Origin of the sequence: Streptomyces sp. ML-6 (assembly GCF_030116705.1) — a bacterium.
Classification (GTDB): Bacteria; Actinomycetota; Actinomycetes; order Streptomycetales; family Streptomycetaceae; genus Streptomyces.
Genome location: NZ_JAOTIK010000002.1, coordinates 273,084 through 297,736 on the forward strand (window position 1 = coordinate 273,084; position 24,653 = coordinate 297,736).

Here is a 24,653-nt window from a genome sequence, read left to right on the forward strand (position 1 = left end):
CGGCCCTGGCCGCCCACCGCTTCGAGCGGTCGGAAGGTCCTGATACGGGACCTCTCCCGGCCGCCCGGGAAAAACACGCGGGCGTAGGTCGGCAAGCAGTTCAGGGTGATCACAAAGCTGCTCGAACTGTTGCTGTCGGCGGAGTCGCGGGTGGGTCTTCCGATGAGCGCGTCATCCAAGAGCCCGGCTGGGGACACGCAGTCCGCTCACATGTTCAGCAACCGGTTGAAGAACGACCTGTAACGCTGCAGAGCGACACGCAGTTCCTCGGTGGGCACTTCCTCGCCCCGCTGCCACTGGCCTTCGAGTCCCTGCTTGTGATCGGAGAAGGTCCGGGCGAGTGCCTGTATCACTTCCGCGACCAGGGTGTCGGCAGCGCTGACCGCTTCCCGGGGGTCATCGACGAAGTTACCCTGGATCCGCTGCCACCGCCCTCGGAACGCTTCCTGCTCCTCTCCGAGAAGGGGCTCATTCCCGTCGTCCCCCTCGTCGGCGGTCGCCGCTTCGGGCTCGGGGGTGGAGGCCGGTGCGTGTTGTGTTTCCTCCTCCCCGCCCGGAAGGCTGCCGGGGTCATCCCTCGTGGCTTCGCCCGGGAAGGTGGGTGGAACTTCGGTCGGAGCCTCACGGGCCTGCGCAGCCGAGGCGCCCCCACCGCGTAGATCGTCGGTGGACAGTTTGCCCGTGTCGGCCCGGAGGGGATCTCGAGGTCCCGTCGCCATTGTTCTTCCTCCATCCGTTACTCGCGCGGCCGCCCGCCGTTGTGGAGCAGTTCGTCGAACAGAGCCCGGTAGTGGACCATCGCGCCCCGTAGTTCTTCCGTGGTCGCCTGGTGGCGGCTGCTGCGGTCGCTGACCTCGTGGGCCATGCGGTAGTTCTGCAGAGTACGGCCGTGCTCGACGGACAGGTCGCTGGCCTGCTGCTCGAACTCCTTGGTCGGATAGCCGCGTTCACTCATCAGCGCGGCCACGAGCCGGTCGGCTTCGTGGACTGCGTCGTCGGGGTGGTCGACGAACCGCTCCTGTGCCTGGTTCCAGCCCTGGGCGTACTTCTCTCGATCAGCCGCCGAGAGCGGCTTGATCTCCAGAGCGTCATGGCGCTGTTCGCGTTCGCGGAGTTCGTGTTCTGCGGCCGTGCGGCTCTGTTTCTCCTCCACGAGTCGCTCGTACTCCGGGCCGAACTGTTTCTTCAGATGACGTCTGCGCGCGATCTGCCGTGCCACGAGTGCGCACAGCAGCAGGACGACCACTGCCGCAACAATGATTGCTATGAGGGTTCCGGTCGACATGGCTCCTCCGCCCGCCGATTGCCGAGCAACGAAGAATTGCCGGAGATGCCCCGCCCCTCACCATTTCCGGCGTAATCCGCCGATGGGCAATCACTCGCGCGATGGGCAATCACTCGCGACTACCGGGGGTCACGAGTGATTACCCGGTCGTTCCACCAGTAATGCCCTCGCCGGGCCACCGTGTCCGACCTCGCGCCCAGGCGTGAATCGGCACGACACGGGCGCACTCGCATCTTGTAGGTGCTCCTCCTTCCCACTGTGTCTCGCATGAGCCGGTGCGGCAACTGCCAGGGGTCTGTCGTGATCGGGTTCGGTTCGGAAACGCACGCTCGTCGGGCGACGGGGTCGTTCCGAGACACGGCCAGATTTTCCACGCGGACGGTCATCCCTCGACGGGGGAACCGTGACGTCCGGCTTGAGCCCATTGCCGTACGTGCACGGTCCATGGCTGGAGAAGCGGGCGAGCCCCCTCGGACTCGTTGAGGGCGCCGACGGTCAGGGCCGCGTGCGGCAGTGGCCGGGCCCGTTCACCGCCGTGCCCCGCCCGTACGGTATCCACGGCCGGAGTGATGTGTTCGGCGGGGGCGCTCCCGCGCGGGCGCCCGCCGCCGATGCTCGATGAAGACCTGGGGCGCCCTCGAAGACCTGCGGCGCCCTCGCCGAGAAGCGTGCCCACCGGGCCAGGACGCAAGCACCCGCCGACGGCGAGCAGGCCCGCCCCGGGGGTTGATCACCGCGCCTCGGGCGCGAGGCGGGCCTTGGGGGTCGGCTCTTCGCAGGACCGTTCCTCCGGCTCGCGGCCAGGATCGCCGGAAGCGGCGCCGGCGCCGAGCCGGGGGACACGAACGCGAGCCGGAGGGCACGAACGGCCATGAAGTCGTCCGCGACGTCCCGGTCAGGATCTTCTACGGAGTCGGCTTGAGCAATGAGGGCGATGAGTGCCTTCTCCCAGGGGCCCTCGGTTACCCGTTTCCGAGCCCGGACAGAGAAACTCCTGCCCCTCACCCGATAGTGGGGCAGGTCCGTCCACGGTGCCCCCGGGCCGGCACTGGTAGACGATCCCAACGATCACCTGCCAGTGATCCCACTGATCCCACCGCCGTCCTGCCCGCCTCGGTGTCCGGTCCGGCGACGGGCAGCGACTCACTCCTCGTAGGTCTTCATGGTCCGAGGAACTTCGAGGTCAGAAGCGCTTGACGAGACTGACCGAGCGGTCGTTGACGGTGAATCCGAGGCTCTGGTACAGGCCGAGGGCGCCGGTGGGGCTCTCGGCGTCGACGTCCAGCACGGCGCGGCCCAGGCCCTCGGCCCGCAGGGTCCGCAGCACGTGGGCCAGCATGGCACGGGCCAGCCCCTGCCCCCGTGCCTCCCGCCTCACCCCGACGGACGAGATGTACCCGAACGAGCCTCCGCGCAGCGGCCATTCCTCCGGCGTCACGTCCACGAGAACGAAGCCGACGACGCGCTCGCCCCCGGACTCGTCGGGGGCGAGGGCGAGCACGGCCAGGTCCGGGCGGGACGCCTGCAGGCGGTCACCGGCGGCCCATTCGGCGGCGGTCATCGGCTGAGTGCCCCAGTGGTCGCGGAAGGCGTCGTTCCATGCGGATCTGGTCGGCTCCGCCCACTCCTTGTCGTAGGGCACGAAGCGCACCCCCGAAGGTGACGGCAGTTCGGGGAGCGGTGCCGCCAGGTCGCGTTCCAGCTCCAGCCACCACCGGGCGCGCTCGTAGCCGTTCGCCTCCAGGAGCCGGATCGTACGGGTGGCACGCTCGTCCGCGCCCACGGCCAGCCACCCGGGCAGGGTGGATTCGCAGGAGGCGAGATGCTGGAGGCCACGGGCCTCCTGCCAGGCCAGCAGCGCGCTGCCGATGCCCTCACCACGACGGTCCGGGACCACCGTTCCGTCGAGTTCCACCCAGAAAATCGTCTCCGGGCTCGACGGAGCCGTGGCCGAGCCGTAGGCGACGGCTCTCCCGTCGCGGTCGAGTGCGATCACCGCGTCGTGCTCGGGCACGAAGGTCTCGTCGGCGAACTCCTCTTCCAACTCGTCCCTCAACACCAGCGAGCGCGGGTGGTCGACCTCGCCGGCGGCGCGCTCCAGGTCGAGGATCAGGTCGATGTCGGCGGCGGTGACCGGCCGCCAGACGAGGTCCTCACCAACCGCGGGCAGGTCGATGGCCGAAGGGGCGGTCACCCGGTCACGCAGTGCGCGCGGGTCGAGGCCGTGATGCGGTGTCCCGCTCACAGGGTCCTACCTTTCATGGGGGGTTGCTCTGGTCGCTCATAAGGCCGGAGGACCAGAGATTCTGGGTGTGGCTGTCGCCGGCACGCCGCTCACTGGGCTCGGGCACGTGGCCGCCCGGAACCCGTGGCGGCTCGGCTCCCCTCGGGAGCCGCGACTCGATCGCTGCCGCAGGGCCATGGGGGCAAGGTCGTCCGCGGCTGACCTTTCCAGGCGGTGAACCGGCGGGTGGTCGCGCCCGGGATCCGGCCCGGGGCGGACATCGGCGAGGAACACCACCACTGCATGGCCCTTCCTCACCACCGGCGTACGCCACGGAACCACTGCGGCGGCGGACCGGCGTGCGAGCCGCCGTCCAGGTCGTGTGTTCCCCAGGAAGTCGCGCCGAACGGTCGTCGCCCCGGCCACGCCCGACCTGCTGGGTTCTCGCTCGCCACCGTTCGATCGTAACGCCTGAAAATCATGGAAAAAACTGAATTAATCTGTGATGCCCGCCGGCGGGTGCCCCTCCACAACACCGGCACGAGAGGGCCGGGGGAACGCCCCGTCACCCGTGCGGCGGGACATCAGGATGGGTACTTCCTCGCGGAAAGCCGCTGGAGGTACTGCCAACCCGCCTCGCGCTGGGCGGAGTTCCATACCTGACGGTTCTTGAACTCGGCTTCGACGGGGTCCGACCACACCCTCGGACCGCCTGCCGCCATGGCCATGAGCTGCGTACGGCAGGCACGTTCCAGCAGGACCGCGTACATCACGGCGGTGGCCGCGTCGGGCCCGACCGTGACAGCGCCGTGGTTCGGCATCAGGCAGCCGTGCGCATCACCGAGCGTCCGGGCCAGAGCGACGCCGAGCTCGGCAGTCGCAATGAGCGCGCCCGTATGGGTGAAGCGCGGCAACTGCGGAGCGCAGAAGGGGACTGCGTCGTGGGAGATGGGTCGCAGCTCGGTGTCCAGGGAGGCGAAGGCGGCGAGCGCGGGGGCATGGGTGTGCACCACACAACCGACGTCGGGGCGGTGCTCCATGATCTCGGTGTGGATGTGGTACTCGATGTGGCGCTCGCCCCGGCCGTAGTGCACCTCCCCGTCCCTGCTCACGAGGAGTACGCGCTCGGCGTCCACTTCCTCGAATCCCCAGCCGGCGGCCTTCATCCAGACCCCGTGACCGTCGTGATCGCGCACGGCGGCATGTCCCCACACCATGTCGGTCAGACCCGCGGCAGCCAGTGCGCGGCCGGCGCGTACAGTGTGTTCGATCTCTTCCTTCATCACAACTTCCGGTCAACTGGCGACCGGCTGGTACAGCCGGCCCATGTCGGTGCAGTCGTCGGGATTCCGGCGGCTGAAGGCCTGGTCGCGGAGGGCGGGGTGGTGTCGCCGCCGTCGTGCCCGGCCTGCCCCCTGACGAGCAGGAGGATGTGCTGCATTGGTTATCCCCTGGTCCAGTTCGCCACCAGCGGGGTGTCCACGCCGATCGGTCCGGTCCCCATGGCGCCGCCGGGACTGCCGAGCGGTGCGCCGCGGCCGGGCAGGGGCAGCGCGAAGAACGTCTTGTTGTCCTCGGCCCAGGCCGGATCCGTGCCGGCGGGCGCCGTGATGGCGGCGACCGGGCATTCGGTCAGGCAGGCACCGCATTCAATGCATTCCTCGGGCTGGATGTAGCGTTTGGTGAGGCCCTCGTAAATGCAATCCACGGGACACACGTCGACGCATGAGCCGTCGATTTCACTGATGCACTTCTCGTTGATCACATACGCCATGTCGTCGCCTCTTCTTGCGGATGCGGGGGGATGGGTCGGTGCGCCCGGTCCGAGGAATGACCGGGGAAGACGTCAAGTCCCGGGCGCAGCAGGGCGGCAAGGTTGTTGACCGCGGTGGCGGCCTCCCCGAACCCGACCGCCATGAGCCGGACCTTGCCGGGATAGGTGGTGATGTCACCGGCGGCGTAGACGCGGTCGACACCGGTGGACATGTCGGTACGGACCTCGATCTGCTGGCCGCTCAGGTTCAGTCCCCAGTCCTTGAGGGCACCCAGCGAGGCGATGTGTCCCAGAGCGGGGATCACCACGTCGGCGTCAAGGCGCGCCAGTGCCTGTGTGCCGTGGTCGCGTACGGTCACCGCTTCCACCTGGCCGGCGCCGTGGACCTCGGCGATCTCGCTGTTGGTCAGGACCTGGACGGTGGATTCCATGAGTTGGTTCACCGAGTGCTCATGGGCGCTGAATCGCTTTCTCCGGTGGACGAGCGTGACCCGACGGGCATGCGGGGCAAGCGTGTTGGCCCAGTCGACGGCACTGTCGCCGCCGCCGACGATCACCACGTCCCGGCCCGCGTACTCCTCGGGCGCGGCCACCACGTGGTGCACCCCATTTCCGTGATGGTTCTCGAGGGCCGGCAGGGGGCGCGGGGTGAAGCGGCCGATCCCCGCGGTGATGAGAACCGCGCCGGCCCGGATGCGGTGACCACTGCTCGTGGACACCGTTACCGAGTCGGGTCCGTGATCCAGCGCGCCCGCACCTTCGTTGAGCCGGATGACGGGTTCGGCGAGCCGGGCCTGTCGGACCAGGCGGTCGACGAGGCTCTGTCCGGTGATCGCGGGGAAGCCCGCGACGTCGAAGATCTCCTTGGCCGGGTAGAGGGCGGCGACCTGCCCGCCGAGGTGCGGCAGGCTGTCGAGCAGGGTGACTCCCAGGCCGCGCATGCCCGCGTAGAAGCAGGCGAAGAGGCCGGCGGGGCCGGCTCCGATGATCAGCAACTCGGTCCGTGAAGTCCTCGGTTCCGGGTCCGGAGCGGGTATGGACATGGTCAGCCCCACATCAATGATTCGTCCAGTGCGTCCGCGGAGGCCGACTCGGCGTAGGCTCTGGCGGCTCCGGGATGCAGTGGCAACGGCGTACGCGCCATGTCGGCGGGAACGATCGGATACGTGACCGGCGTGTGGTTCACCGGAAGGTGCGCGTACTGCGCCTCCAGGGCTCGACGGGTCCGCACCATGCACCACGTGGCGAGATGGGCCACGTCCTCGGGCAGATCGTCGCGGCACAGCACCACGAAGTCGGAGAACTCGAGCGTGCGCAGGTCCTCCTGGAGACCGGGCAGGTATCCGGCCTCCACCACGGCGTCGGGCCAGCCCTCCGCGGCGAAGGCCCGCAGGACCTCGTCGCCCCACGGCACGTACCTGACCGGGCGGACCTGGTCGATGCGCTGCCACGGCGGAGTCATCAACGCCTCGTGGATCAGCACGTTCGCGCCGCCCGAGGCAAAGCGGGTGAGGGCCGGGAAGGGGCGCTCGCTGTAGGCGAAGGTGAGCCGGTCCGGGTCGACACCCGCAAGGCGCAGCGCCTTGTGCACCGCGAACCCGACGAGGTTGACGCCGTCGTCCGGCGATGTGGCGACGACCAACCGATCGGCGATCGCGGCCAGTTCGGAGGCGTTCTGCACCGGAAGCGCGGCGTCCACGGCCACGACGAGACGGTCGCGCTGGCCGATGACTCCCAACGCGGCCAGGCCCTCGAGCTCGCCTGCCCGGTGGAGCATCCGTACGGCGGCGGCCGGGGTGACGACAGTGATGTCGCACTCGCCGGCGCGCAGCGCCTTCATCTGGTCCAGGCCGCCGGTGCCCGACCAGATCGCGAACCGGGAGCCCTTGGGCGCCCGGTCGCCCATCTCCTGGGCTATCCAGCCGCAGATGCGGTGCATGTTGGCCTGCCCCCAGTCGCCACGGAACTGGAGGGTGACCGGGCGCCTCAGGCGCGGCGTGTCAGTCATTGCTTCCCCCGTCAACGAGCGTGGCCGGCCCGGTCACCTTCCGCGTGGCGCGGACCCTGCCGGTGGGGTCGGAGGAGAAGCCGATCCGTTCGAGCTCCCGCTCCGCGGCTAAAACGGTGTCGGCCCCGTGGGCCGATGTGTTGCCCGCGATGTCCTCCGGCGACAGGCCGGAGGACCGGTGAGGGCTTCCGTGGAGAGACATCCCATCCCCCTCATTCGTGAATGTGTCACTGTGCGGAACAGTAGACCGCATCCTGCTACTAAATCAAAGTGTTCATAAGGGCTGGAAATCGCTGCGCTACTGTGCTCTCCGTGGATGCGAAGAGAGGCGAAAACGCCGAGGAACCAGACCTTGCCGACCGCCCCAGCGGGCTGATCGGAGCGGTCGACAACGTGCTGCGCATGCTGCGCCTGTTCGAGGATCACGAGATGATCCGGGTCAATCAGGTCGCCCGCGACATGAACCTGTCCCGCTCCACCGTCCACCGCATGCTGACCACACTGAGCCATCACCGGTTCGTCGAGCAGGATGAATTCTCCCGCGCCTACAAGCCGGGACCCGCGCTCGTCGACATCGGACTGGCCGTGCTCGACAACATCGACATCCGCGGCCTGGCCCACAGCGCCCTCACGGAGCTGCGCGACAGGACCAACGAGACCGCCCATCTGGCGCTCCTGCGCGGCACCGAGGTGGTCTACCTCGACAGCGTCGAGAGCAAGCACATCGTGCGCACCGGTGGCCGGGTCGGGCGGACGCTGCCCGCACACGGGACCGCGGCCGGCAAGGCTCTGCTCGCCGAACTGTCCGACGACGCGCTCGTCGCACTCTACCCCTCGGGCGAACTCGCCTCCGCCACCCCTCGCACCGCCACCACTCTCGACGAGCTGCGCAGGCAGCTGACCGAGGTGCGGCGCGTCGGTTACGCGTTCAATGACGCGGAGAGCGAGGACGACGTCAGAGCGGTCGCGGCCGTGGTGCGCGACAAGCGAGGCCGTCCGCGCGCCGCGCTCGCCACCACGGCACCACTGTCACGCTCCGGCGCCAGCTGGGCCGCCGAGACCGGCAGCGCAACCGTGGCCGTCGCGCGTGAGCTGGGCTCCCGGTTCGGCTGAAGCACGGTGCAGCGGGCAGACGTTGCCCGCCACGGCATCAGAACGCTTCTTCTTCGCATGATCCCGGACGGCGGAGCACGGAAGGGCGCCGTGCCGCCATGAGCTGTCCGACCCCACGGGAAGCCCCTCCGGTCGCTGCCGCCCGAGCCATTGGCGGGGACGGAACCGGCCGGACCACCACAGAGGGCCGAGGACTCCGCGACCCGGCGCCCGACCGGTCCCGGCACCGCCCGAACAGCAAGCCACCCGGCCGACGCCCCTCCGCGGCGTCGGCTCGGAGGCGGCGGCCCTGACGCCCCGCCCCCGACTTCCACCGACAACGCCCACGAGCAGCGCGCTGTCGTGTGGCGGCACTCGAGCCGCATCGCCGCATTGCCGTCAGCCGGCCAGGTCCCCACCCCGGCTCCCCCTCCCGCTCCGCAACGCGTGGCATCGACCCACGCTGCCGACTCCGGCCAGATCAGGCCAGATCCGGCCCGGTCCACACGACTGGCAAACCCCTGTGGGCGCACAGGAGCGAGCGAACCCGAGAGCAGAGATCCAGCCACTTCTCCATGTCTGTGCTGCTTGCCATTCGGCGATGCCAAGTATCAAAATAGCGGCCACTGTTCCGCATGGTGCAACATCCTTGCCAGAAGGAGAAGTTGTGAGCCCTCTGAGCCCATCGGTCATCAAGTCGGAGAAGCTGAAGGAGACGCGACGCATCCCCTCGCCCGACCCCGACCGCGAACCTCTCAAAGCCAACGTCTACGAGCAGATGGCCAAGGCCGCTGCGCAGCTCACTCCGCTGTTCCCCTACGACCACGCGGGCGCCATCGTGCCGTGCGGCAGCGTGATGTTCGGCGGTCCCGACAAGGAGTACGGGCACTTCTTCCACTGGAACGCCGTCAACGAGGTCGTCGTCAACTACGGCTCCCACGAGTCGATGCTGGCCTCCGGCCAGATCATGGCGGCCCAGAACCTGCACGGGGTGAACTCCTTCCTGCGCGACGAGAAGAACCCCGAGGCCTTCGCCGTCATCGTGGTCACCCAGCATCAGTCCGACGAGGGCGACCAGACCGAGGCCCTGATAGCCCGCTGCACGAACTGCAAGGCGGAGATCGTCCGGCACGACTACGACGCGACCCCCTTCCCACTGCCCGGCTACGACGCCGGGCGTCACGGCGAACCGGGCGTCCCGGTACGCCAGTTCGCCACCGCACTCGGCTCCACCGAATTCATCGAGCTGCGCAACAGTGACGAGGGCCGTACGTGTGACACCTGTGGCCACGTCAACGCTCCCTTTCCCGGTGCGATCTGGGGCTGGGGCAGAGAGGTCGCCCAGACCCGCGCCGTGAACTCGTCCCACCGGGCCCTGCGTGATGCCGCACCCACCCCGACCGAGCAGGAGAAGCAGTCATGAACCGCCGCCGCACGCTCCACGCCCTCGACGCCGCCCTCGGGATCGGCAACTACGAGGACGTCGCCGTCCTGCCCGCCGACACCGACCCCCAGGTTTATCTGTCGCGCAACTGGCTGCCTCAGCCCTTCCATCTCGTCTGCGAGAAGGACACCGTGCTCAGCCAGTTGTCCGGGGCGGCGCAGGTGCACCTGCGCGACAGTTCGGTGAACCGGTTCCGCATGGACCTGGGCGACCACGTCTACGTACCTGCCGGAACCCCGCACCGGATCGTGCCCCTCCAGCAGGGCGTCACGATCCGGTACCTGCCGCTCGAGGCCGGCCTGCAGGGTGCGGTCTGGTTCTGCCCGGGGTGCGAGAAGGAACTGCACCGCTACGAGTGGGAGCACGACGACGACACACCGGCCGGCCGCATGTACGCGGCGGCCTGCGCCCGATTCACCGCCGACCTTCGCGCACGCACCTGCGCCGACTGCGCGGCGGTCCATCCCGAGATCGACCTGTCGGCCTTCGACTGGCCGGTCCCCACCCCGGCCTGACCCTTGCATATCTTCTCAGTTGACGCTGAGGAGCAAGCAGATGCCCCACCCCGCACGGAGTGGGGCATCTGTCACCCGACGCCCGGGCGGGAACCGCGGACCCGTCGGGGCGGCTCATTGCACTGCTTCGGCGGACCGGTGAGGGGCGCCTGCCGGGACGGCATGACCTGCGGCGAGGTGGTGGTGAATCCGCTCGGCCTCGCGGCGTACCTGAACGGGGGCGTCGCCGCGCTCCGCGATGAGGCGGCGGTGGGTCGGGGTCTCCTGGAACACCGACGTTGTCCGCCTTCCGGTGCGGGGTACGGGCAGCGCGCCGCCGCTTTCGGGTGGCGGCCGAGGTGGAGGTTGTCGGAGGAATGCCTCACGAAACCCCCATGCGCACCACCCTCAAGAAGCCCCCATGCGCGCCACTTGGGCGGACAGCGCATCGGCCGCTTCCCGTACGGCCTTCACGAAGCGCGGGACCTCCCGGTCCGGAACCCGGTGGGAGAGTGCCGCGATGCTGATCGCCGCGACCACGGCACCGGTCTCCCCTCTCACCGGGGCTCCGACGCCGAGCACATCGGGATCGAGCTCACCCCGGCTGACGGCATAGCCCTGTTCGCGGACTTCGGCGAGGTGGACGCGCAGTTCGTCCGGGTCGGTATGGGTGGCGTCGGTGTACCGGGGCAACGGCTCGGCCAGCAGCTCGTCGAGTTCGTTGTCGGGTGCCCAGGCGAGCAGGGCCAGAGCGGCGGCTCCCGCGTTGACCGACAGGACCTGGCCCCGCTCGTACGACAGGCGCAGGAAGGTGCCCGCCTCTTCGCGCTCCAGACACACCACGGCGGAACCGGCCCTGCGGGTGAGCAGGACGGGCATGCCGGTGCGCTCCACCAGGTCCCGCATCACGGGCCGGGCCAGGTCGGACAGGCCGATGCCCTTGCGGGCGAGCCGGGCGAGGTCGAGCACACGGGGGCCGAGGCGGAAACCAGAACCTTCGCTCTCCTCGAGGAAACCGTTCGAGGTGAGGCTCTGCAGGTACCTGTAGGCGGTGGAGCGGGCCACGCCGAGGCGCGCCGCCACCTCGGTGGCGGGGAGCACCAGCCGGTCCTCGTCGAACATCAGCAAGATGTCGAGAGCCCGGTCCGCGGTGGAGTTGCGCCCCCGGTAGCCCTGACCGCTTCCCGTTTCGCGAGGATTGATTCCTGACATACAGGAAACGGTACAGGTTCGTCCCGGAAGGGCGTTCAGGCGGTCGGGGGCACGTGCTTGTCGAGAAAAGCGTAGGTGCGCCGCCACGCCGTCCGTGCGCTGTCCTCGACATACATGTGCGGGCGGGCGTCGCAGGCGAAGGCATGCCCGGAGCCCTCGTACACGTAGCTCTCGAAGTCGACGCCGGCGTCGCGCAGTGCCGCGTCGACGGCCGCGACGTGATCGGCGGGGATGGTGGGGTCCTCGGCGCCCACGTGCAGCAGCACGGGGGCGTCGATGTCCTTGGCCCGGTCGACGACGGCGTGCGGCCCGGCGGCGATGCCGGGCCCGTAGAACACAACGGTGCCGCCGAGCCCCCGGACGGCCGTGGCCGCGGTGAAGGCGGCGCGGCCACCGAAGCAGAATCCGTTGACCACGGCGCGGGAAGCCGGAACGCCTTCCTGGCCGGCGAGGTGGGCAAGGACGGCTTCGACATCCATGATGATGGCGTCCGGTCCGATGGCGCCGATGAGCGGCATGGCTTCGGCGTGCTGCTCGTAGGCGAGGGTGCCGACACCGTTGCGGTGGAACAGGTCGGGGGCGAGCGCGAGGAAGCCCCGGGCCGCGTGGCGTCGGGCGATGTCCTGGATGTGGTCGTTGACCCCGAACGCCTCCTGGAGGACGATCACCGCCCGGTCGGCGGGCCGGGCGGGGCGCGCCGCGTACACGCGCATCGGGCCGTCGGCGGTGGCCACGGTGAGCCAGTCGGTCTGCACGGCGTCGGAGGTGTGCTGGTCGCTCATCACGAGGTCCTTCGAGGGTGAGGGAATGAGGGGGCCGAGAAGGGGCGGAGTCATCACGAACGCTGGTGCTCCACCATGCGGGACATCCATCCTGAATCTTGATATTAGCTTGCCGCAGGGTCGGGCCCGGCCTCACGAGGCGGGCGGGGCACCGTAGCAGCGGGCCGGCCGAGGTCGCCGCGGAGACCGTCCGGGGCGCCCTGCTCGGCCGCCAGGAAGTTCAGGTCGTCGCCGCTCTCCTGCCACGCCGACAGCATGACCGTCTCGTGGACGAGCGCCTGCACCCCGGGCGATCCGGCCACGGATCCGGTGCAGTTGGCACCACCCCGGTGCCCGCAGATGCGGGGTGAGAGGCCGCTCGATCCTGGGTGCCGCGGGCCGCCGGCCCGGGGCAGGGTTCACATCCATCTCCACCCGTCCTGAATGTAAAGATGCATGTCCTGCTTTTCGGTCAGTATAGAAGTTCTCGTGTCCTGCCGTCGAGGGATGGAGTCCCACCGATCCGACCATCCCGAGTCATGGCTCTGGAGCCGGAGCTGCATGAAGTGGTCGGCCGACCTGCTCGAACACGGGCCCGTGCCCGCTTCGGCCGTCGGCCTGTCCTCGCCGCGCCGCGCGAACTGTGGGAGCTCGCACGGGCGCTCATCCCGCCTGCCGTCCGCAGGCGGTTCACCTCATGAATCCGCCCGCGGCGGGGTGGCGGCCCGCGTGGGCGCGGGCGGCCAGGTGCCGGGGGCGAGGACGCCTTCCGCGTAGGCGCGGGCGACCAGGGCCGCCTTGCCCGACACACCCCAGCGGCGGGACAACTGCTTGAGATGGTAGTTGACCCCGTCAGCGGTGAGACCGACGGCCGAGGCCACCTGCGCGGTCGTGCGACCGCCCGCGGTCAGGGCCAGGATGCAGGTCTCGGTGTCATCCGTCTTCTCGCGGAACCGGGCGCCGTTGTCGGCCGGTACGGGGCCTTCTTCCTCGGCCCGCACGAGGAGCAGCAGATCAGGCTCCTCGCGAGGAGTGTCGCTGACCAGGTCCACGATCACCTCTCCCTGGCGTTCGACTCCGGCCGCGGTGGTCCAGCGGACGGCGACGGAGTACCGGGAGCGACGGCGCAGCCGGATCGCCTCCGTGACCGAGCGGAGCTGTTTCCTGCTCTCCGGGTAGAAGAGGTCGAGGACACTGCGGCCTGTCAGCGCCCCGGCCAGCGTGTCCCACTCGGCCGCCATCGCAGGGTTCGCCCGCATGATCGTGCCGTCTGCCCTGCAGAAGGCCAGGAGCAGCGGGAGGCGGTCGAACAGGCCGGTGGCACGGTTGCGCCAGAAGACCGCCGATTCACTGTCCGCTTCTGGGAGTTGGGCGGCCGGTGGGTGGTCCGGCCGGCGCCCCGTGTAGTTCATGCGCTCCTCCTGCGCGTGCCGTGTCACCATGAGTGCCGGGCCCGGGCGGGAATACAAGCCCTCGCACGGTGGCGGCGGCTACCAGTTCTTGTAGAAGAGAGTCGGTCCATGTGTCTCGCATGGCACAAAGCTGGGAGCGGGCCATCCGCTGATGGCTGCCCGGCCAACTCTGCCAGAGTGGAACACCTACATGATCGAGGCCATCGTCCCGCCCCACTCCGCGGCCCCCGACGACTCCCCCGTTGCCGATCCCTCCGTTCCTGTTGGCGCTCCGGTACCAGCCTTGAGGGAGCGGGCCGGACGGTTCGGGCCCGGCATCGAACACGGCGGGGTGGACGAGGCGTTCCGCGCGGGCGTCGCCCGTCCGGCCTCGGTGGTGGACGAGGTGGGGGAGCCGTGGGAAGCGGGAGCCAGGGGGTAGGTGTGCGGCGACGACCGGCACATGACGCCCGGGGTCCGCGCTGCCTTCGGGAACCTGTACGTGAAGCAGGCGCACGGCACCACCGGAGCGGCCGATGGCCGACTGCAACACCTGATGAGCCGGGGCCGGTACGTCGAGGCCATAGACGCCCACTGAGCCCCGGCTCCCGAAGTTTCCACCCATTCCTTCTTCCGACCGTCGAGCCGAGGCAGGCCCATCATGACGAACACCCCGCAGCCGTCCCACAACGAACTCGTGGCGGCGATGCCGCACGCGCGGAGCATCGGCGTCGCCCTCGACCACGCCACCGCGGATGAGGTCCGCGGCCATCTGGACTGGAGCCCGGAACACACGACGCTGGGGGGCGCCCTGCACGGCGGGGCGCTGATGGCTCTCGCCGACAGCGTCGGCGCCGTGTGCGCCTTCCTCAACCTGCCGCCCGGGGCGGCCACCACCACGATCGAGTCCAAGACCAACTTCTTTCACGGGGTGAAGAAGGGCAGGGTCCGGGCCATCTCCCGGCCGGTGCACACCGGGCGGCGCTTCATCACGGTCCAGACCAACCTGTACGACGAGGAGCGCCGTGTCGGCATGACCGTCCAGACTCAGGCGGTGCTCCTGAAGGAGTGAGAGGGCGCACTCGGCGGGGATCCGCCGACGCCGGTGGCGCCGATAAGCTTGTTTGCGAAACGGCGGTGCCGGCGTCGGCCCGGCCGCGGTGATTCCTGGTCTCTCGACGCAAGGCGGGTGATGGCTGATGCCCGAGTTCTGGCACAGCGCACTCCTGCCGCACCTGGAGTCACGGCGTTCCTGTCAGGAAATCACCTGCTACCGGCCGCACACCCACGACCGCTTTTCGATCGGGCTGATCGACTCCGGCCTGACCACGTTCGCCGGAGCGGCGGGCGAGGCCCTTCCGCTCGCCGCAGGCGACGTGATCCTCATCCCTGCCGGGCACGTCCACGCCTGCAACCCGGAGAACGGTCGTTGGAGGTATCAGATGATCCAGGCCGATCAGGACTGGATCACCACACTCCTGCCCGATGAGCCGGGGAGCCTGCCGACCGAGATCAGCGTCTTCCGTCACCCGGGCCTGCACGACCGGTTCAGCACCATCAACGATCTGTTGTTTCTCGGCGCCGATGCCGAACGTGCCGAAACCGAATTCCGTCAGGTCCTTCACGACTGCGCAGAGCTCGCCCCGCACCACCGGATCGCTCCCGCCACCGACGCGGCCCTCCTGGCCCGTCTGGGCACAGTGATCGACCGGCTGCACGAGGCCGAGCCGGCCCCGGGGCTCGATGAGCTGGCCGAGGTCGCCGGGATGGACAAGTACCAACTCATCCGGGCCATGAAGCGCGCCACCGGGCTGCCTCCGCTGGCGTGGCGGCAGAACGACCGCATCATCACCGCGCGGGCGATGCTCCGCGACGGGCGCTCGCTCGCCGAGACCGCGTACGCGCTCGGTTTCACCGACCAGAGCCACTTCCACCGGGTCTTCCGGGCCCACGTCGCCGCCACTCCCGGCGCGTACCGTCGCTGACGCAACTTCGTACAAGACCCCAGTGCGCTGCCACCCCAGAGTTCGGCGGGACAGATCATCGTCAACGCCTCTGGAGAAGAGATGGAGCAGTTCCTCGCTGTCGCGGTCGCGCACTTCCTCGCCCTACTGATCCCCGGAGTGGACTTCTTCCTCATCGCCCGCACCGCGACGGCCGGTGGCCGACGCAACGCCGCGGCCATATGTGTCGGGATCGCCGGTGCGAACGGCATCTTCATCACTGCGGCGTTCTCGGGGCTGTCGCTGATCTCGGCGCCCATGGTCCTGCACGCGATCCAGGCGGCCGGCGGCGTGTTCCTCGTCTGGATCGGGATCGCGTTCTTCCGGGCCGAGGCCGGCGTCGAGCTCGCCGAACAGCCCCGGGCCGGGCACACCACCTGGGCGAAGAACCTGGGCCTCGGGCTCGCGTCGGGCCTGCTCAATCCGAAGAACGCGCTGTTCTACGTCAGCCTCGCCGCGGCTCTTGCCGACGCGGGCCCGGTGTCGCTGGTGTTCTACGGCGTGTGGATGGTCACGATCGTGCTCGTCTGGGATCTCTTCGTCGCTGTCGCGCTGGGTTCCGAGCGCGCACTCGCGAAGCTCTCCCGTGTCCTCCCGTGGCTGACGAAGGCCGCCGGTGGCTTCCTCGCCGTCCTGGGCCTGGGGATGATCCTCACGCTCGTCACCGAGCTGATGCGCTGACCTGCGCATGTCGCTCGCGGTGACGTCCGCACCGCTCGTGGAAAAGCACACCGGGGCCCCGGGCCGGCTCGTGGCCCGTTCACCCGTCGTTGTCCTCTTCCGGTTGTTGACCCGGTCGCGATACACCAGTAGCTTCTTAGAACGATGATTCTAGAGCAATCGTTCTAACGTGGTGAGGTGATCCCAGAAATGACCGATCAACCGTTGCCGGCCCCGACCCCCGTCGACGTCCCGGGAAGCTCGCTGGCTCCGTCGGTGTTGTGGAAGGCATTCCGGGTCCTGGGAGCGTTCAGCCACAGCCGGCGGGTACTGACTCTGGCGCAGATCATGCGCCGCAGCGAGCTGCCGAAGTCCACCACGCACCGGGTGCTGGCCATGCTGCTCGAGGTGGGCGCGGTCGAGCAGCACAACGGTGGATACCGCGTGGGGCTGCGCATGTTCACCCTCGGTGCCCTGCCCCCGGAAGTGGCCCTTCGGGACGCCGCGATGGTGCATCTCCAAGAGTTGCACCGGGTCACCGGACAGACACTGCACCTGGCGATTCTGCGCGACGGGGAGGCCGTCTACCTGGAGAAGCTCCGCAGCCGGAAATACGATCCGTCCCCCGCCGTGGTGGGCGGCCGACTGCCCGCCCACTGCACCGCCATCGGCAAGGCCATGCTGGCGTTCTCGCAGGAGCGGGTGGTGGCCGATGCCCTGGCCGGGCCGTTGCCGCGCAGGACAGCCCACTCCCTGGTATCGGCGGAAGGTGTCCGTCGGCAACTGGCCGCCATCAGGACCGACGGATTCGCGGTCGACCGGGAGGAGGCCGTCGAGGGGCTGGCCTGCGTGGCGGTGCCGATACTGGCCCAGCATCGTGCCGTCGCCGCCGTCTCGGTGGGATTCGCGGCCTCGGCCGGCAGCGGGCACGTCCTGGTCAGCTCGCTTCGCCAGGCCGCCGGGGCGATCTCCCGTTCGCTGGTGTCCGGCTCGGCCCTCCAGCTTCTCGCGGCAGGTCGATAAGGTGGGCGCCATGGATACGACCAGGTCGAGCCGGGATCAGATCCTGGACGCCGCCGAGAGCATGTTCAGCTCGCGGGGCTACGCGGATGTCACCATCAGCCAGGTCTGCCAGGCGTCCGGGCTGCCGGTCGGTTCGATCTATCACCACTTCACCAACAAGTTCGGTCTCCTGTCCGCGGTCGTCGACCGGGCCTCCACCCTCTTCTTCGACGAGCTGCCCGCGGTGGAGGAACTGGGCGGCGCCGACCCGCTCGACCGCCTCGGGGCCTACTACGACCGGGCCGCCGAGGTCATGCGCGACGGGGTTCCTTTCATGCGGCTGATGTTCCTGCTGCAGTTGCAGGAGGACAAGGACGGAAAGATCGCGCCCCTGGTCCACGAGGCGCGCCGCCGCGTGCGGGACGAGCTGGCCGCCGCCATCGAACCGGTCGCCCGGGAGTGCGGCGCACCGGACGCCGAGGAACTCGCGGAGGAACTGGCGGAACTCACCGTGTCGTTCACCGCCGGACTGGTGGTCTTCGCCGAGAACGGGGCAGGCGGCGTCGCCATGGGGATGCGGCGCCTGCGCCAGTTCGTCCTGATGACCATCAGGGAAAGCGCCGCCGGCCGGTCAGTGGCGACCACCCCCTGAGCCCCGACGCCCCGGAGGACCGGCGGCACCGGGCACGGACAGTCCGAACCGCGCCAGGAGAACGACGGCCGCGGCCATGACCGCTCCGGTCGCCGCGAGCACCACGAGGGCGCTCTCGCCCGGCGTACCGCCTCCCTCCGGGGTGAAGGCGGCCAGCACTGCCGCGACAAGGCTGCTTCCCGCCGCGCCGCCCACCCAACGGGTCAGCGCGTTCGCGCTGTTGGCCATGCCGACCCGGGACGGGGGCACGAACTGGGCCAGCAGCGCCGGGAGCGCGGCGTACCCCAGGCTCACCATCACCCCGATGGTGAAGCTGGAGGCCACCACCTGCCAGGGCCGGTCGTGGGCCAGGGCCAGGACGGCGAAGCCCACGATGCCCGTGAGGCCGGATACGACGAGGGTGGCGCGGCTGCCGAAACGGACGACCAGCCGGCCGCCGACCGGCGCGGCGAGCACGGCCGCGACGGCGCACGGCAGCAGGTAGACCGACGCGGTGGTCAGCGCGGAAGCGCCGAAGCCGTAGCCCGAGGACTCCGGTGCACTGCGCACGAGGTGGCTCAGTACCAACGAGGAGAGGTACATGGCGGCGCCGACCAGCGCGGACACCAGGTTCGCGATCATGATCGGTCGGCGACGCAGCAGTTCCGTGTCCAGCAGGGGGTCGCGGTGGCGGTTCTCCGCCCGCAGGAAGAGCCGGAACGTCACCACCGCGCCGACGGCCATCGCGACGACCGGTGCCGAGGTCCAGCCCCAGGCGGTCCCCTGTGACAACGGCAGCATCACCAGCACCAGGGCCGTGCCCAGCAGAGTGGCTCCCGTGACATCCACCCGTCCGGTGCCGACGGCTGCCTCCCGCCGGGGCACGAACAGGACCACCAGGAGCAGCGAGACCGTTCCGAGCGCGGCGCAGAGCCAGAACAGCACCCGGTAATCGGGTTCGACCCGGTTCAGCACACCGGCGATCACCGGCCCGAGCCCGCCGCCCACGGCGAGCGTTCCGGACATCAGCGCCATGGCGGAGGTGCGGCGCTCCCCTGCCACCTCGCGGTACAGCACCGTGATGGCCAGGGGGAACACCGCTCCTGTCGCGCCCTGAAGCGTGCGGCCGAGCATCAGCAGCCAGATGGACGGGGCGAGGGCGGACAGCACCGCGCCGGCGGTGAGCACCGCCAGGCACCACAACAGCACCCTGCGGCCACCGCGCAGATCGGCGAGCCGGCCGAACACCGGGACGGTGACGGCCGACATCAACAGGCCTGCCGTGACCGACCAGTTGGCCGTGCTGACGGAGACATTCAGCTGTTGCGCGATGTTGGGCAGGACCGGCACGACGACGGCCGGCATCGCCCCGGCGACCACGCCGGCGAAACACAGGGCGAACAGCAGGCGCCCGTAAGGGGCGGGTGGTTGGTCCACAGGGCTTGGCATGGCGGCACCGTAGCCAGCGGCCGTCGCGGCGAGGGGCCGCTGTTCCGATGGCCGGGACACCCCCCGTCCGGCCGCGTACCGGAGGCGACTGATCCCGCATTCGGCGATGCGGATGCGGTGGTGTTCCGGCCACCGGAACGATCCTCCCCGCGCGAGGTCCCGCAGGCCGAGACTCACCCTCGGTGGAGGCGATCACGGTGACGCTCCGTGGCTCTCATCGCGGTCGTCTCCACCGTACGGGCTGACGGCAGCGCACCTTTCCCGCACCCGCGCGTCCCCGCCGGGCCCGCCGCGGTGACGGAGCCCTCCGGCTTCGTCCCCGGGTCCGGGCGGCTGGTGGCCCCGGGCCGTTCCGTGGGCACCAAGGTGACTCAATCAATGGAGCAAGACTCATGGGCAACTCGATCGTCACATCCGATGTGAGAGCAGGACAGCACAGCATCCGGCTCAACCGGGCCGGGGAGGGCAACGCGGATGCCGTTCTCTTCCTGCACGGCTCGGGCCCCGGCGCCACCGGTATGTCCAACTTCAGCGGCACCATCCCGGCATTCGCCGATTCCTACGACTGCCTGGTCATCGACGAGGTCGGCTGGGGCGACTCCAGCCACCCGGACACACCGCCCGGCGCCCGCATCCGGCAGAACGTCGAGGCCGTGCTGGAACTGCTCGACGAGCTCGACCTCGACCGGGTCCATCTGGTCGGCAACTCGATGGGCGGCGCCCTCGCCCTGCACCTGCTGGCCCGTGCCCCGGAGCGCTTCGGCAAGGCGGTACTGATGGGAGCCGCGGGCGCCGGGAACATGACCGGGCCGACCCCGGCGATGATGCGGCTGATCAACTTCTACGACGACCCGACACCCCGGGCCATGGCCGAACTGATCTCCTTCATGCTCCACGACCCCGACCTGTTCGGCGACCGGCTCGGAACCATCGCCGAGGAGCGACTGGCGGTGGCGGTGCGCCCGGAGGTGGAGCGTTCCCACCGGCAGACGTTCACGATGGCGCCCGGCACGGGCCCCGGCCTCCCCGAGATCGCCCTGAACCGCATTCCCCACGACGTGCTGCTGGTGCACGGGCGGGAGGACGTGATCGTCCCGCCGGAGGGAAGCGAGTGGTTCGCGCGCCGTATCCCCAACGCCCGTCTGCACCTGATCCCGCACTGCGGGCACTGGGCGCAGATCGAGCAGGCCGCCCACTTCAACGCCGTGACCCGTTCGTTCCTCGCCGGACAGCTGTAGCCGGCCGATACCCGACGGAGAGAAGAATCATGAGCACCGTGAGTGCACTGGGCTATGTCGTCGTGCAGGGCCCCCTGGAGGAGTGGAAGCAGTTCGGCACGGAGGTGCTGGGGCTTCAGCTGGGCCGGTCGCCGGACCCGGACACCCTCTTCTTCAAGAACGACAGCCGGTCCTGGCGGCTGGCGGTGGAGGCCGGTGCACCCGCCGGCCCGGAATCCCTCGTCGCGCTCGGCCTGGAGGTCAGGTCGCGGGAGGAACTGGACCGGTTGGCGGAGACGCTGCGCTCGCGCGGCGTGGAGGTGCGCGAGGACGCGGCCCTGGCCGAGCGCCGCCGGGTCCGCCAGTTGGTCACCTTCCGCGACGGCTGCGGCAACCGTGTCGAGGCGTACTGGGGAGCGACCGTCGACAGGGCCGGTTTCTCCTCCCCCCGCGGGGTCACCTTCGTCGCCGGGGAGACCGAGTACGGCGAGATCGGGATCGGGCACGCCTTCCTGCTGGCCGAAGACGTGGCGAAGGCCGCCGCCTTCTACCTGGACAACCTCGGGTTCCGGCTCTCCGACACGATCTCCTTCGGCCCGCAGTCCGCGCACTTCCTGCACTGCAATCCCCGCCACCACTCGGTCGCGTTCGCCGCGCTGGAGGGCGCGCCGGCCGCGGGCATCGGCCATCTGATGCTGGAGGTCACGACCCTGGACGCGGTGGGCCGGGCGATGGACGCGGTCAACCGGGCGGACGCCCCCGTGCCGATCACTCTCGGGGAGCACTCCAACGACCGCATGACGTCCTTCTACGTGCGCACGCCCTCCGGGTTCGACATCGAGTACGGCTGGAACGGCCGTGTCATCGACGACCGGGACTGGACCGTGAGTCACTACGAGACGACCAGCAACTGGGGCCACCGTTTCAGCGCCCCGCCCGCTCCCCCGGCCGCCTGACAGCTGCGAAAGGTATCGTCATGTTGGATATCGGCAAGCTGGTCCAGCCCGACAAGGGGCTGATCCACCCCAGCATCTACACCGACCCCGAGGTCTACGAGGCCGAGCTGGAGCATGTCTTCGCCCGCAGCTGGCTCTTCCTGGCACACGACAGCCAGCTGCCCGGGCCCGGCAGTTTCATACAGACGTACATGGCCGAGGACCCGGTGCTGGTGGTTCGCCAGCGCGACGGTTCGGTCAAGGCGTTCCTCAACCAGTGCCGCCATCGCGGAATGCGCATCTGCCGCAGCGACGAAGGCGTGGCCAGGGCGTTCACCTGCACCTATCACGGCTGGGCGTACAACCTGGCGGGCGAGCTCGTGAACGTACCGATGCAGGAGCGCGCCTACCACAACGAGATCGACAAGTCGAAGTGGGGCCCGCGGCGGGTTCCGCGGGTGCACAACCACAAGGGCTTCTACTTCGGTACGTGGGACGAGGACGCGCCCTCCTTCGAGGAGTACCTGGGCGACATGGCGTGGCAGCTCGACGCCATGGCCGACCGGTACGACGAGGGCATCACCCTGATCCCCGGCGCCACCAAGTGGGTCATCGACTGCAACTGGAAGTTCGCCGCCGAACAGTTCGGCAGCGACATGTACCACGTGCCGTCCTCCCACACGTCCGCCCTGGTGGCTCTCATCGAGGACCCGCAGCAACTCGCCCAGCTGCACGAGATGAACCTGACCGTGCCGGGCCGTCAGTTCTCCGGCAACGGTCACGGCTCGGGGTTCGCCGTGCGGCCCGACATCATCCCCTCCCAGTCGGGGCCCGAGTTCGACGCCTGGCTCGACACCCACCGCGAAGAGATCCATCGCCGCGGCGGCGAACAGCGTGCCCTCGCCGCGAACGGTCACAACACCGTCTTCCCCAACTTCTCGTGGCTCGACATCAACAACACCATGCGGGTCTGGCATCCGCGCGGACCGGGGCAGATCGAGGTGTGGGCCTGGACCTTCGTCCCCAAGGGCGCACCGGAGAAGGTCCGCGAAGAAATCCGGACCAGCACCATCCGGTCCTTCAGCCCCGCCGGGGTCTTCGAGACCGACGACGGTGAGAACTGGACGGAGATCCAGCAGGTCCTGCGTGGTCACATGGCCCGCAAGTCGCTCTTCAACGCCCAGATGGGCCTGGGCCATGAGGAGCAGGGCGTGGACGGCACCTCCGTCCGGGTCACCGAGGACATGTACACCGAGATGGCTGCCCGCGGCATGTACCAGCGCTGGGCCGACCTCATGTCCGGCCTGTCCTGGCAGCAGATCGCCGAGCTCGACCGGAACAGGCAGCAGCAGGAGGTGCACACGGCATGACCACCGCATCCGACACCCGCACGCCCGTCGACCCGACGACCCAGCACCGGATCGAGCAGTTCCTGTACCGGGAGGCCGAACTCCTCGACGACCAGCGGTTCCAGGAGTGGCTGGAGCTGTTCAGCGAGGACGTGCACTACTGGCTGCCGACCCGGGTGACCCGGACCGTCCGCGAGCGGAGCCTCGAAGTCGCGGGCCCGGACGGCGCGGCTTTCTTCGACGACGACAAGACGTTTCTGAGGGGGCGGGTGCGCCGTCTCACGTCAGGCCAGTCATGGTCGGAGGAACCGCCGTCCAGGACCCGCCGGCTGATCACCAACATCCGTCCCGTGGAGCTGGCCGACGGCACCTTCGAGGTACGGGTCAACTTCCATGTCCTGCGCAGCAGGGCGGAACGCCACCACGACACCTTCTTCGGCGAGCGGACCGATCTGCTGCGCCGGCTCCCGGACGAACCGGGATTCCAGGTGGCCCGCCGCAAGATCGTGCTGGACACCACTACCCTGCTGGCCCCGAGCATAAGTGTCTTCCTGTGAGCGAACACCACACCACATCGTCGTGGATCCGCGCCTGCCGGGTCGACGAGATAGCCGACGAGCAGGCACTGCGACTGGACACCACACCCCCCGTGTCGGTGTTCCGGACGAACGGCGAGTTCTTCTGCGTCGACGACACCTGTACCCACGAGGACTTCTCGCTGGCCGAGGGCTGGGTGGAGGACTGCTCCGTCGAATGCCCCCTGCATCTCGCGAAGTTCTGCCTGCGCACCGGCGCGGCGCTCTCCACACCCGCCTACCGGCCGCTGCGGACCCACGAGGTGCGTGTGGACGGTGACGAGCTGTACGTACGCATCGAACAGCAGGACCCGGCCCCTGCGGGTCCGAGCAGGACCGGGGGCCGCGATGGGCTGGCTTGATGGGACATCGGCCCTCGTCACCGGAGGCGCCAGTGGGCTCGGCCGGTCGATAGTGGAGCGTTTCGTCGCCGAGGGCGCGCGCGTGGTCGTACTCGACCGGTCCGCGGAGCGGCTCGATCAACTGGGTGCCGACCTGGGCGACGCCGTCCGTACCACCAGGGGTGATGTCACCTCCTACGAGGACAACGCTCGCGCCTGCGCCCTCGCCGAGCGGGAGTTCGGCGGCCTGGACACCTTCGTCGCCAACGCCGGTCTGTGGGACTTCGGGCGGTCGCTGACCGGGACCCCCGTGGAAGAGCTGTCCCGCGGCTTCGACGAGTTGTTCGCGATCAACGTCAAGGGGTACCTGCTGGGGGCCAGGGCCGCCGCACCACTCCTGCGCACGTCGCGGGGGAGCATGATCTTCACTCTCTCCAGCGCCGCGCTCTTCCCCGGCCCCGGAGGAGGCCCGATCTACACGGCGGCCAAGCACGCGGCACTCGGTCTGCTCCGCCAGTTCGCCTACGAACTGGCGCCCGACGTCCGGGTGAACGGGGTGGCGCCCGGCGTTCTGGAGACCGGTATAAGCGGCCCGGAGTCGATGGGGCTGGCGGATTCCCACCTCGATCGGGTCCTGCCGCTCGAGGAGATCGTCAGCAAGGGCACGGCGCTCGGGGTCGTGGTCCGGCCCGAGGATGTGGTGGGGCCGTATGTGCTGCTCGCGTCGAAGGACTCGACGACCACCACGGGAACGGTGATCGACGTCAGCAGTGTCGGTGTCCCGCCCCGGCCCTGAACCCGCGGGA

General features: G+C 69.4%; 28 protein-coding genes. 16 read left to right on the forward strand and 12 right to left on the reverse strand.

The features are described from left to right. Positions 1–206: 206 nt before the first annotated feature. From OCT49_RS35110 to OCT49_RS35140, 7 genes are all read right to left on the reverse strand, one after another. Positions 207–719, reverse strand: a complete 513-nt coding sequence (locus OCT49_RS35110; RefSeq protein ID WP_283856205.1) for a hypothetical protein — start codon at positions 717–719, stop codon at positions 207–209. A gap of 17 nt (positions 720–736) precedes the next feature. Then, a complete protein-coding gene (locus OCT49_RS35115) occupies positions 737–1,285 on the reverse strand; it encodes a hypothetical protein (RefSeq protein WP_283856206.1) in 549 nt (182 codons plus the stop codon). Between the two features lie 1,183 nt (positions 1,286–2,468). Next, positions 2,469–3,530 carry a GNAT family N-acetyltransferase gene (locus OCT49_RS35120; RefSeq protein WP_283856207.1) on the reverse strand — a complete coding sequence of 354 codons (1,062 nt, stop codon included), beginning with the start codon at positions 3,528–3,530 and terminating at the stop codon, positions 2,469–2,471. Positions 3,531–4,093: 563 nt separating this feature from the next. Next, complete coding sequence (locus OCT49_RS35125; RefSeq protein WP_283856208.1) at positions 4,094–4,792, reverse strand: class II aldolase/adducin family protein; 699 nt, start codon at positions 4,790–4,792, stop codon at positions 4,094–4,096. Between the two features lie 161 nt (positions 4,793–4,953). Then, complete coding sequence (locus tag OCT49_RS35130) at positions 4,954–5,283, reverse strand: ferredoxin family protein (RefSeq protein ID WP_283856209.1); 330 nt, start codon at positions 5,281–5,283, stop codon at positions 4,954–4,956. Then, positions 5,271–6,326 (reverse strand): NAD(P)/FAD-dependent oxidoreductase, encoded by a 1,056-nt coding sequence (locus OCT49_RS35135; RefSeq protein WP_283856210.1) that lies wholly within the window; start codon positions 6,324–6,326, stop codon positions 5,271–5,273. The genes OCT49_RS35130 and OCT49_RS35135 overlap by 13 nt, the downstream gene beginning before the upstream one ends. A gap of 2 nt (positions 6,327–6,328) precedes the next feature. After that, the gene (locus OCT49_RS35140) at positions 6,329–7,291 is read right to left on the reverse strand and encodes a TAXI family TRAP transporter solute-binding subunit (protein WP_283856211.1); all 963 of its coding nucleotides are present in this window, start codon (positions 7,289–7,291) and stop codon (positions 6,329–6,331) included. A 312-nt stretch (positions 7,292–7,603) separates the two neighbouring features. Here OCT49_RS35140 and OCT49_RS35145 point away from each other — a divergent pair, with 312 nt between their 5' ends. The 3 genes from OCT49_RS35145 to OCT49_RS35155 all read left to right on the forward strand — a co-directional run bounded on the left by OCT49_RS35145 (position 7,604) and on the right by OCT49_RS35155 (position 10,342). Further along, on the forward strand, positions 7,604–8,404 hold the full coding sequence (locus OCT49_RS35145) for an IclR family transcriptional regulator (RefSeq protein WP_283856212.1): 801 nt from the start codon (positions 7,604–7,606) through the stop codon (positions 8,402–8,404). A gap of 646 nt (positions 8,405–9,050) precedes the next feature. Next, positions 9,051–9,806 (forward strand): hypothetical protein, encoded by a 756-nt coding sequence (locus tag OCT49_RS35150; RefSeq protein WP_283856213.1) that lies wholly within the window; start codon positions 9,051–9,053, stop codon positions 9,804–9,806. Continuing rightward, a complete protein-coding gene (locus OCT49_RS35155) occupies positions 9,803–10,342 on the forward strand; it encodes a cupin domain-containing protein (protein ID WP_283856214.1) in 540 nt (179 codons plus the stop codon). Before OCT49_RS35150 ends, OCT49_RS35155 begins: the two co-directional genes overlap by 4 nt. A gap of 387 nt (positions 10,343–10,729) precedes the next feature. Here the strand turns inward: OCT49_RS35155 and OCT49_RS35160 are convergent, their stop codons facing one another. The 4 genes from OCT49_RS35160 to OCT49_RS35175 all read right to left on the reverse strand — a co-directional run bounded on the left by OCT49_RS35160 (position 10,730) and on the right by OCT49_RS35175 (position 13,706). Then, positions 10,730–11,533: an IclR family transcriptional regulator gene (locus OCT49_RS35160; RefSeq protein WP_283856215.1), complete on the reverse strand. Its 804-nt coding sequence runs from the start codon at positions 11,531–11,533 to the stop codon at positions 10,730–10,732. A 35-nt stretch (positions 11,534–11,568) separates the two neighbouring features. Next, the gene (locus OCT49_RS35165; protein WP_283856216.1) at positions 11,569–12,315 is read right to left on the reverse strand and encodes a dienelactone hydrolase family protein; all 747 of its coding nucleotides are present in this window, start codon (positions 12,313–12,315) and stop codon (positions 11,569–11,571) included. A 104-nt stretch (positions 12,316–12,419) separates the two neighbouring features. Further along, on the reverse strand, positions 12,420–12,617 hold the full coding sequence (locus tag OCT49_RS35170; RefSeq protein ID WP_283856217.1) for a hypothetical protein: 198 nt from the start codon (positions 12,615–12,617) through the stop codon (positions 12,420–12,422). A gap of 372 nt (positions 12,618–12,989) precedes the next feature. Beyond that, the gene (locus OCT49_RS35175; RefSeq protein ID WP_283856218.1) at positions 12,990–13,706 is read right to left on the reverse strand and encodes a helix-turn-helix transcriptional regulator; all 717 of its coding nucleotides are present in this window, start codon (positions 13,704–13,706) and stop codon (positions 12,990–12,992) included. Positions 13,707–13,896: 190 nt separating this feature from the next. On the opposite strand from OCT49_RS35175, the gene OCT49_RS35180 reads away from it, so the two are divergent. The 7 genes from OCT49_RS35180 (at position 13,897) to OCT49_RS35210 (ending at position 18,002) form a co-directional block, all read left to right on the forward strand. After that, a complete protein-coding gene (locus tag OCT49_RS35180; protein ID WP_283856219.1) occupies positions 13,897–14,127 on the forward strand; it encodes a hypothetical protein in 231 nt (76 codons plus the stop codon). 21 nt (positions 14,128–14,148) lie between these two features. Beyond that, complete coding sequence (locus OCT49_RS35185) at positions 14,149–14,283, forward strand: hypothetical protein (RefSeq protein ID WP_283856220.1); 135 nt, start codon at positions 14,149–14,151, stop codon at positions 14,281–14,283. A gap of 63 nt (positions 14,284–14,346) precedes the next feature. Continuing rightward, positions 14,347–14,757 (forward strand): PaaI family thioesterase, encoded by a 411-nt coding sequence (locus tag OCT49_RS35190; protein ID WP_283856221.1) that lies wholly within the window; start codon positions 14,347–14,349, stop codon positions 14,755–14,757. Between the two features lie 127 nt (positions 14,758–14,884). Continuing rightward, complete coding sequence (locus OCT49_RS35195) at positions 14,885–15,670, forward strand: helix-turn-helix domain-containing protein (RefSeq protein WP_283856222.1); 786 nt, start codon at positions 14,885–14,887, stop codon at positions 15,668–15,670. Between the two features lie 81 nt (positions 15,671–15,751). Next, on the forward strand, positions 15,752–16,369 hold the full coding sequence (locus tag OCT49_RS35200; RefSeq protein ID WP_283856223.1) for a LysE family translocator: 618 nt from the start codon (positions 15,752–15,754) through the stop codon (positions 16,367–16,369). A gap of 189 nt (positions 16,370–16,558) precedes the next feature. After that, entirely contained in the window at positions 16,559–17,371 is an 813-nt protein-coding gene (locus OCT49_RS35205; RefSeq protein ID WP_283856224.1) for an IclR family transcriptional regulator, read from the forward strand. Positions 17,372–17,381: 10 nt separating this feature from the next. After that, positions 17,382–18,002, forward strand: a complete 621-nt coding sequence (locus tag OCT49_RS35210) for a TetR/AcrR family transcriptional regulator (RefSeq protein WP_283856225.1) — start codon at positions 17,382–17,384, stop codon at positions 18,000–18,002. Here OCT49_RS35210 and OCT49_RS35215 read toward each other — a convergent pair. After that, positions 17,982–19,430 carry an MFS transporter gene (locus tag OCT49_RS35215; RefSeq protein WP_283856226.1) on the reverse strand — a complete coding sequence of 483 codons (1,449 nt, stop codon included), beginning with the start codon at positions 19,428–19,430 and terminating at the stop codon, positions 17,982–17,984. The genes OCT49_RS35210 and OCT49_RS35215 overlap by 21 nt on opposite strands. Before the next feature lie 392 nt (positions 19,431–19,822). On the opposite strand from OCT49_RS35215, the gene OCT49_RS35220 reads away from it, so the two are divergent. The 6 genes from OCT49_RS35220 to OCT49_RS35245 are packed head-to-tail and all read left to right on the forward strand — an operon-like array spanning position 19,823 to position 24,643. Then, positions 19,823–20,668: an alpha/beta fold hydrolase gene (locus OCT49_RS35220; protein ID WP_283856227.1), complete on the forward strand. Its 846-nt coding sequence runs from the start codon at positions 19,823–19,825 to the stop codon at positions 20,666–20,668. 29 nt (positions 20,669–20,697) lie between these two features. Continuing rightward, the gene (locus OCT49_RS35225) at positions 20,698–21,603 is read left to right on the forward strand and encodes a VOC family protein (protein WP_283856228.1); all 906 of its coding nucleotides are present in this window, start codon (positions 20,698–20,700) and stop codon (positions 21,601–21,603) included. A gap of 20 nt (positions 21,604–21,623) precedes the next feature. After that, positions 21,624–22,952: an aromatic ring-hydroxylating dioxygenase subunit alpha gene (locus OCT49_RS35230; protein WP_283856229.1), complete on the forward strand. Its 1,329-nt coding sequence runs from the start codon at positions 21,624–21,626 to the stop codon at positions 22,950–22,952. Continuing rightward, positions 22,949–23,488 (forward strand): aromatic-ring-hydroxylating dioxygenase subunit beta, encoded by a 540-nt coding sequence (locus OCT49_RS35235; protein ID WP_283856230.1) that lies wholly within the window; start codon positions 22,949–22,951, stop codon positions 23,486–23,488. The genes OCT49_RS35230 and OCT49_RS35235 overlap by 4 nt, the downstream gene beginning before the upstream one ends. Next, positions 23,485–23,868 carry a bifunctional 3-phenylpropionate/cinnamic acid dioxygenase ferredoxin subunit gene (locus OCT49_RS35240; protein WP_283856231.1) on the forward strand — a complete coding sequence of 128 codons (384 nt, stop codon included), beginning with the start codon at positions 23,485–23,487 and terminating at the stop codon, positions 23,866–23,868. The genes OCT49_RS35235 and OCT49_RS35240 overlap by 4 nt, the downstream gene beginning before the upstream one ends. Beyond that, positions 23,855–24,643 (forward strand): SDR family NAD(P)-dependent oxidoreductase, encoded by a 789-nt coding sequence (locus tag OCT49_RS35245; protein WP_283856232.1) that lies wholly within the window; start codon positions 23,855–23,857, stop codon positions 24,641–24,643. Before OCT49_RS35240 ends, OCT49_RS35245 begins: the two co-directional genes overlap by 14 nt. Positions 24,644–24,653 lie beyond the last annotated feature (10 nt).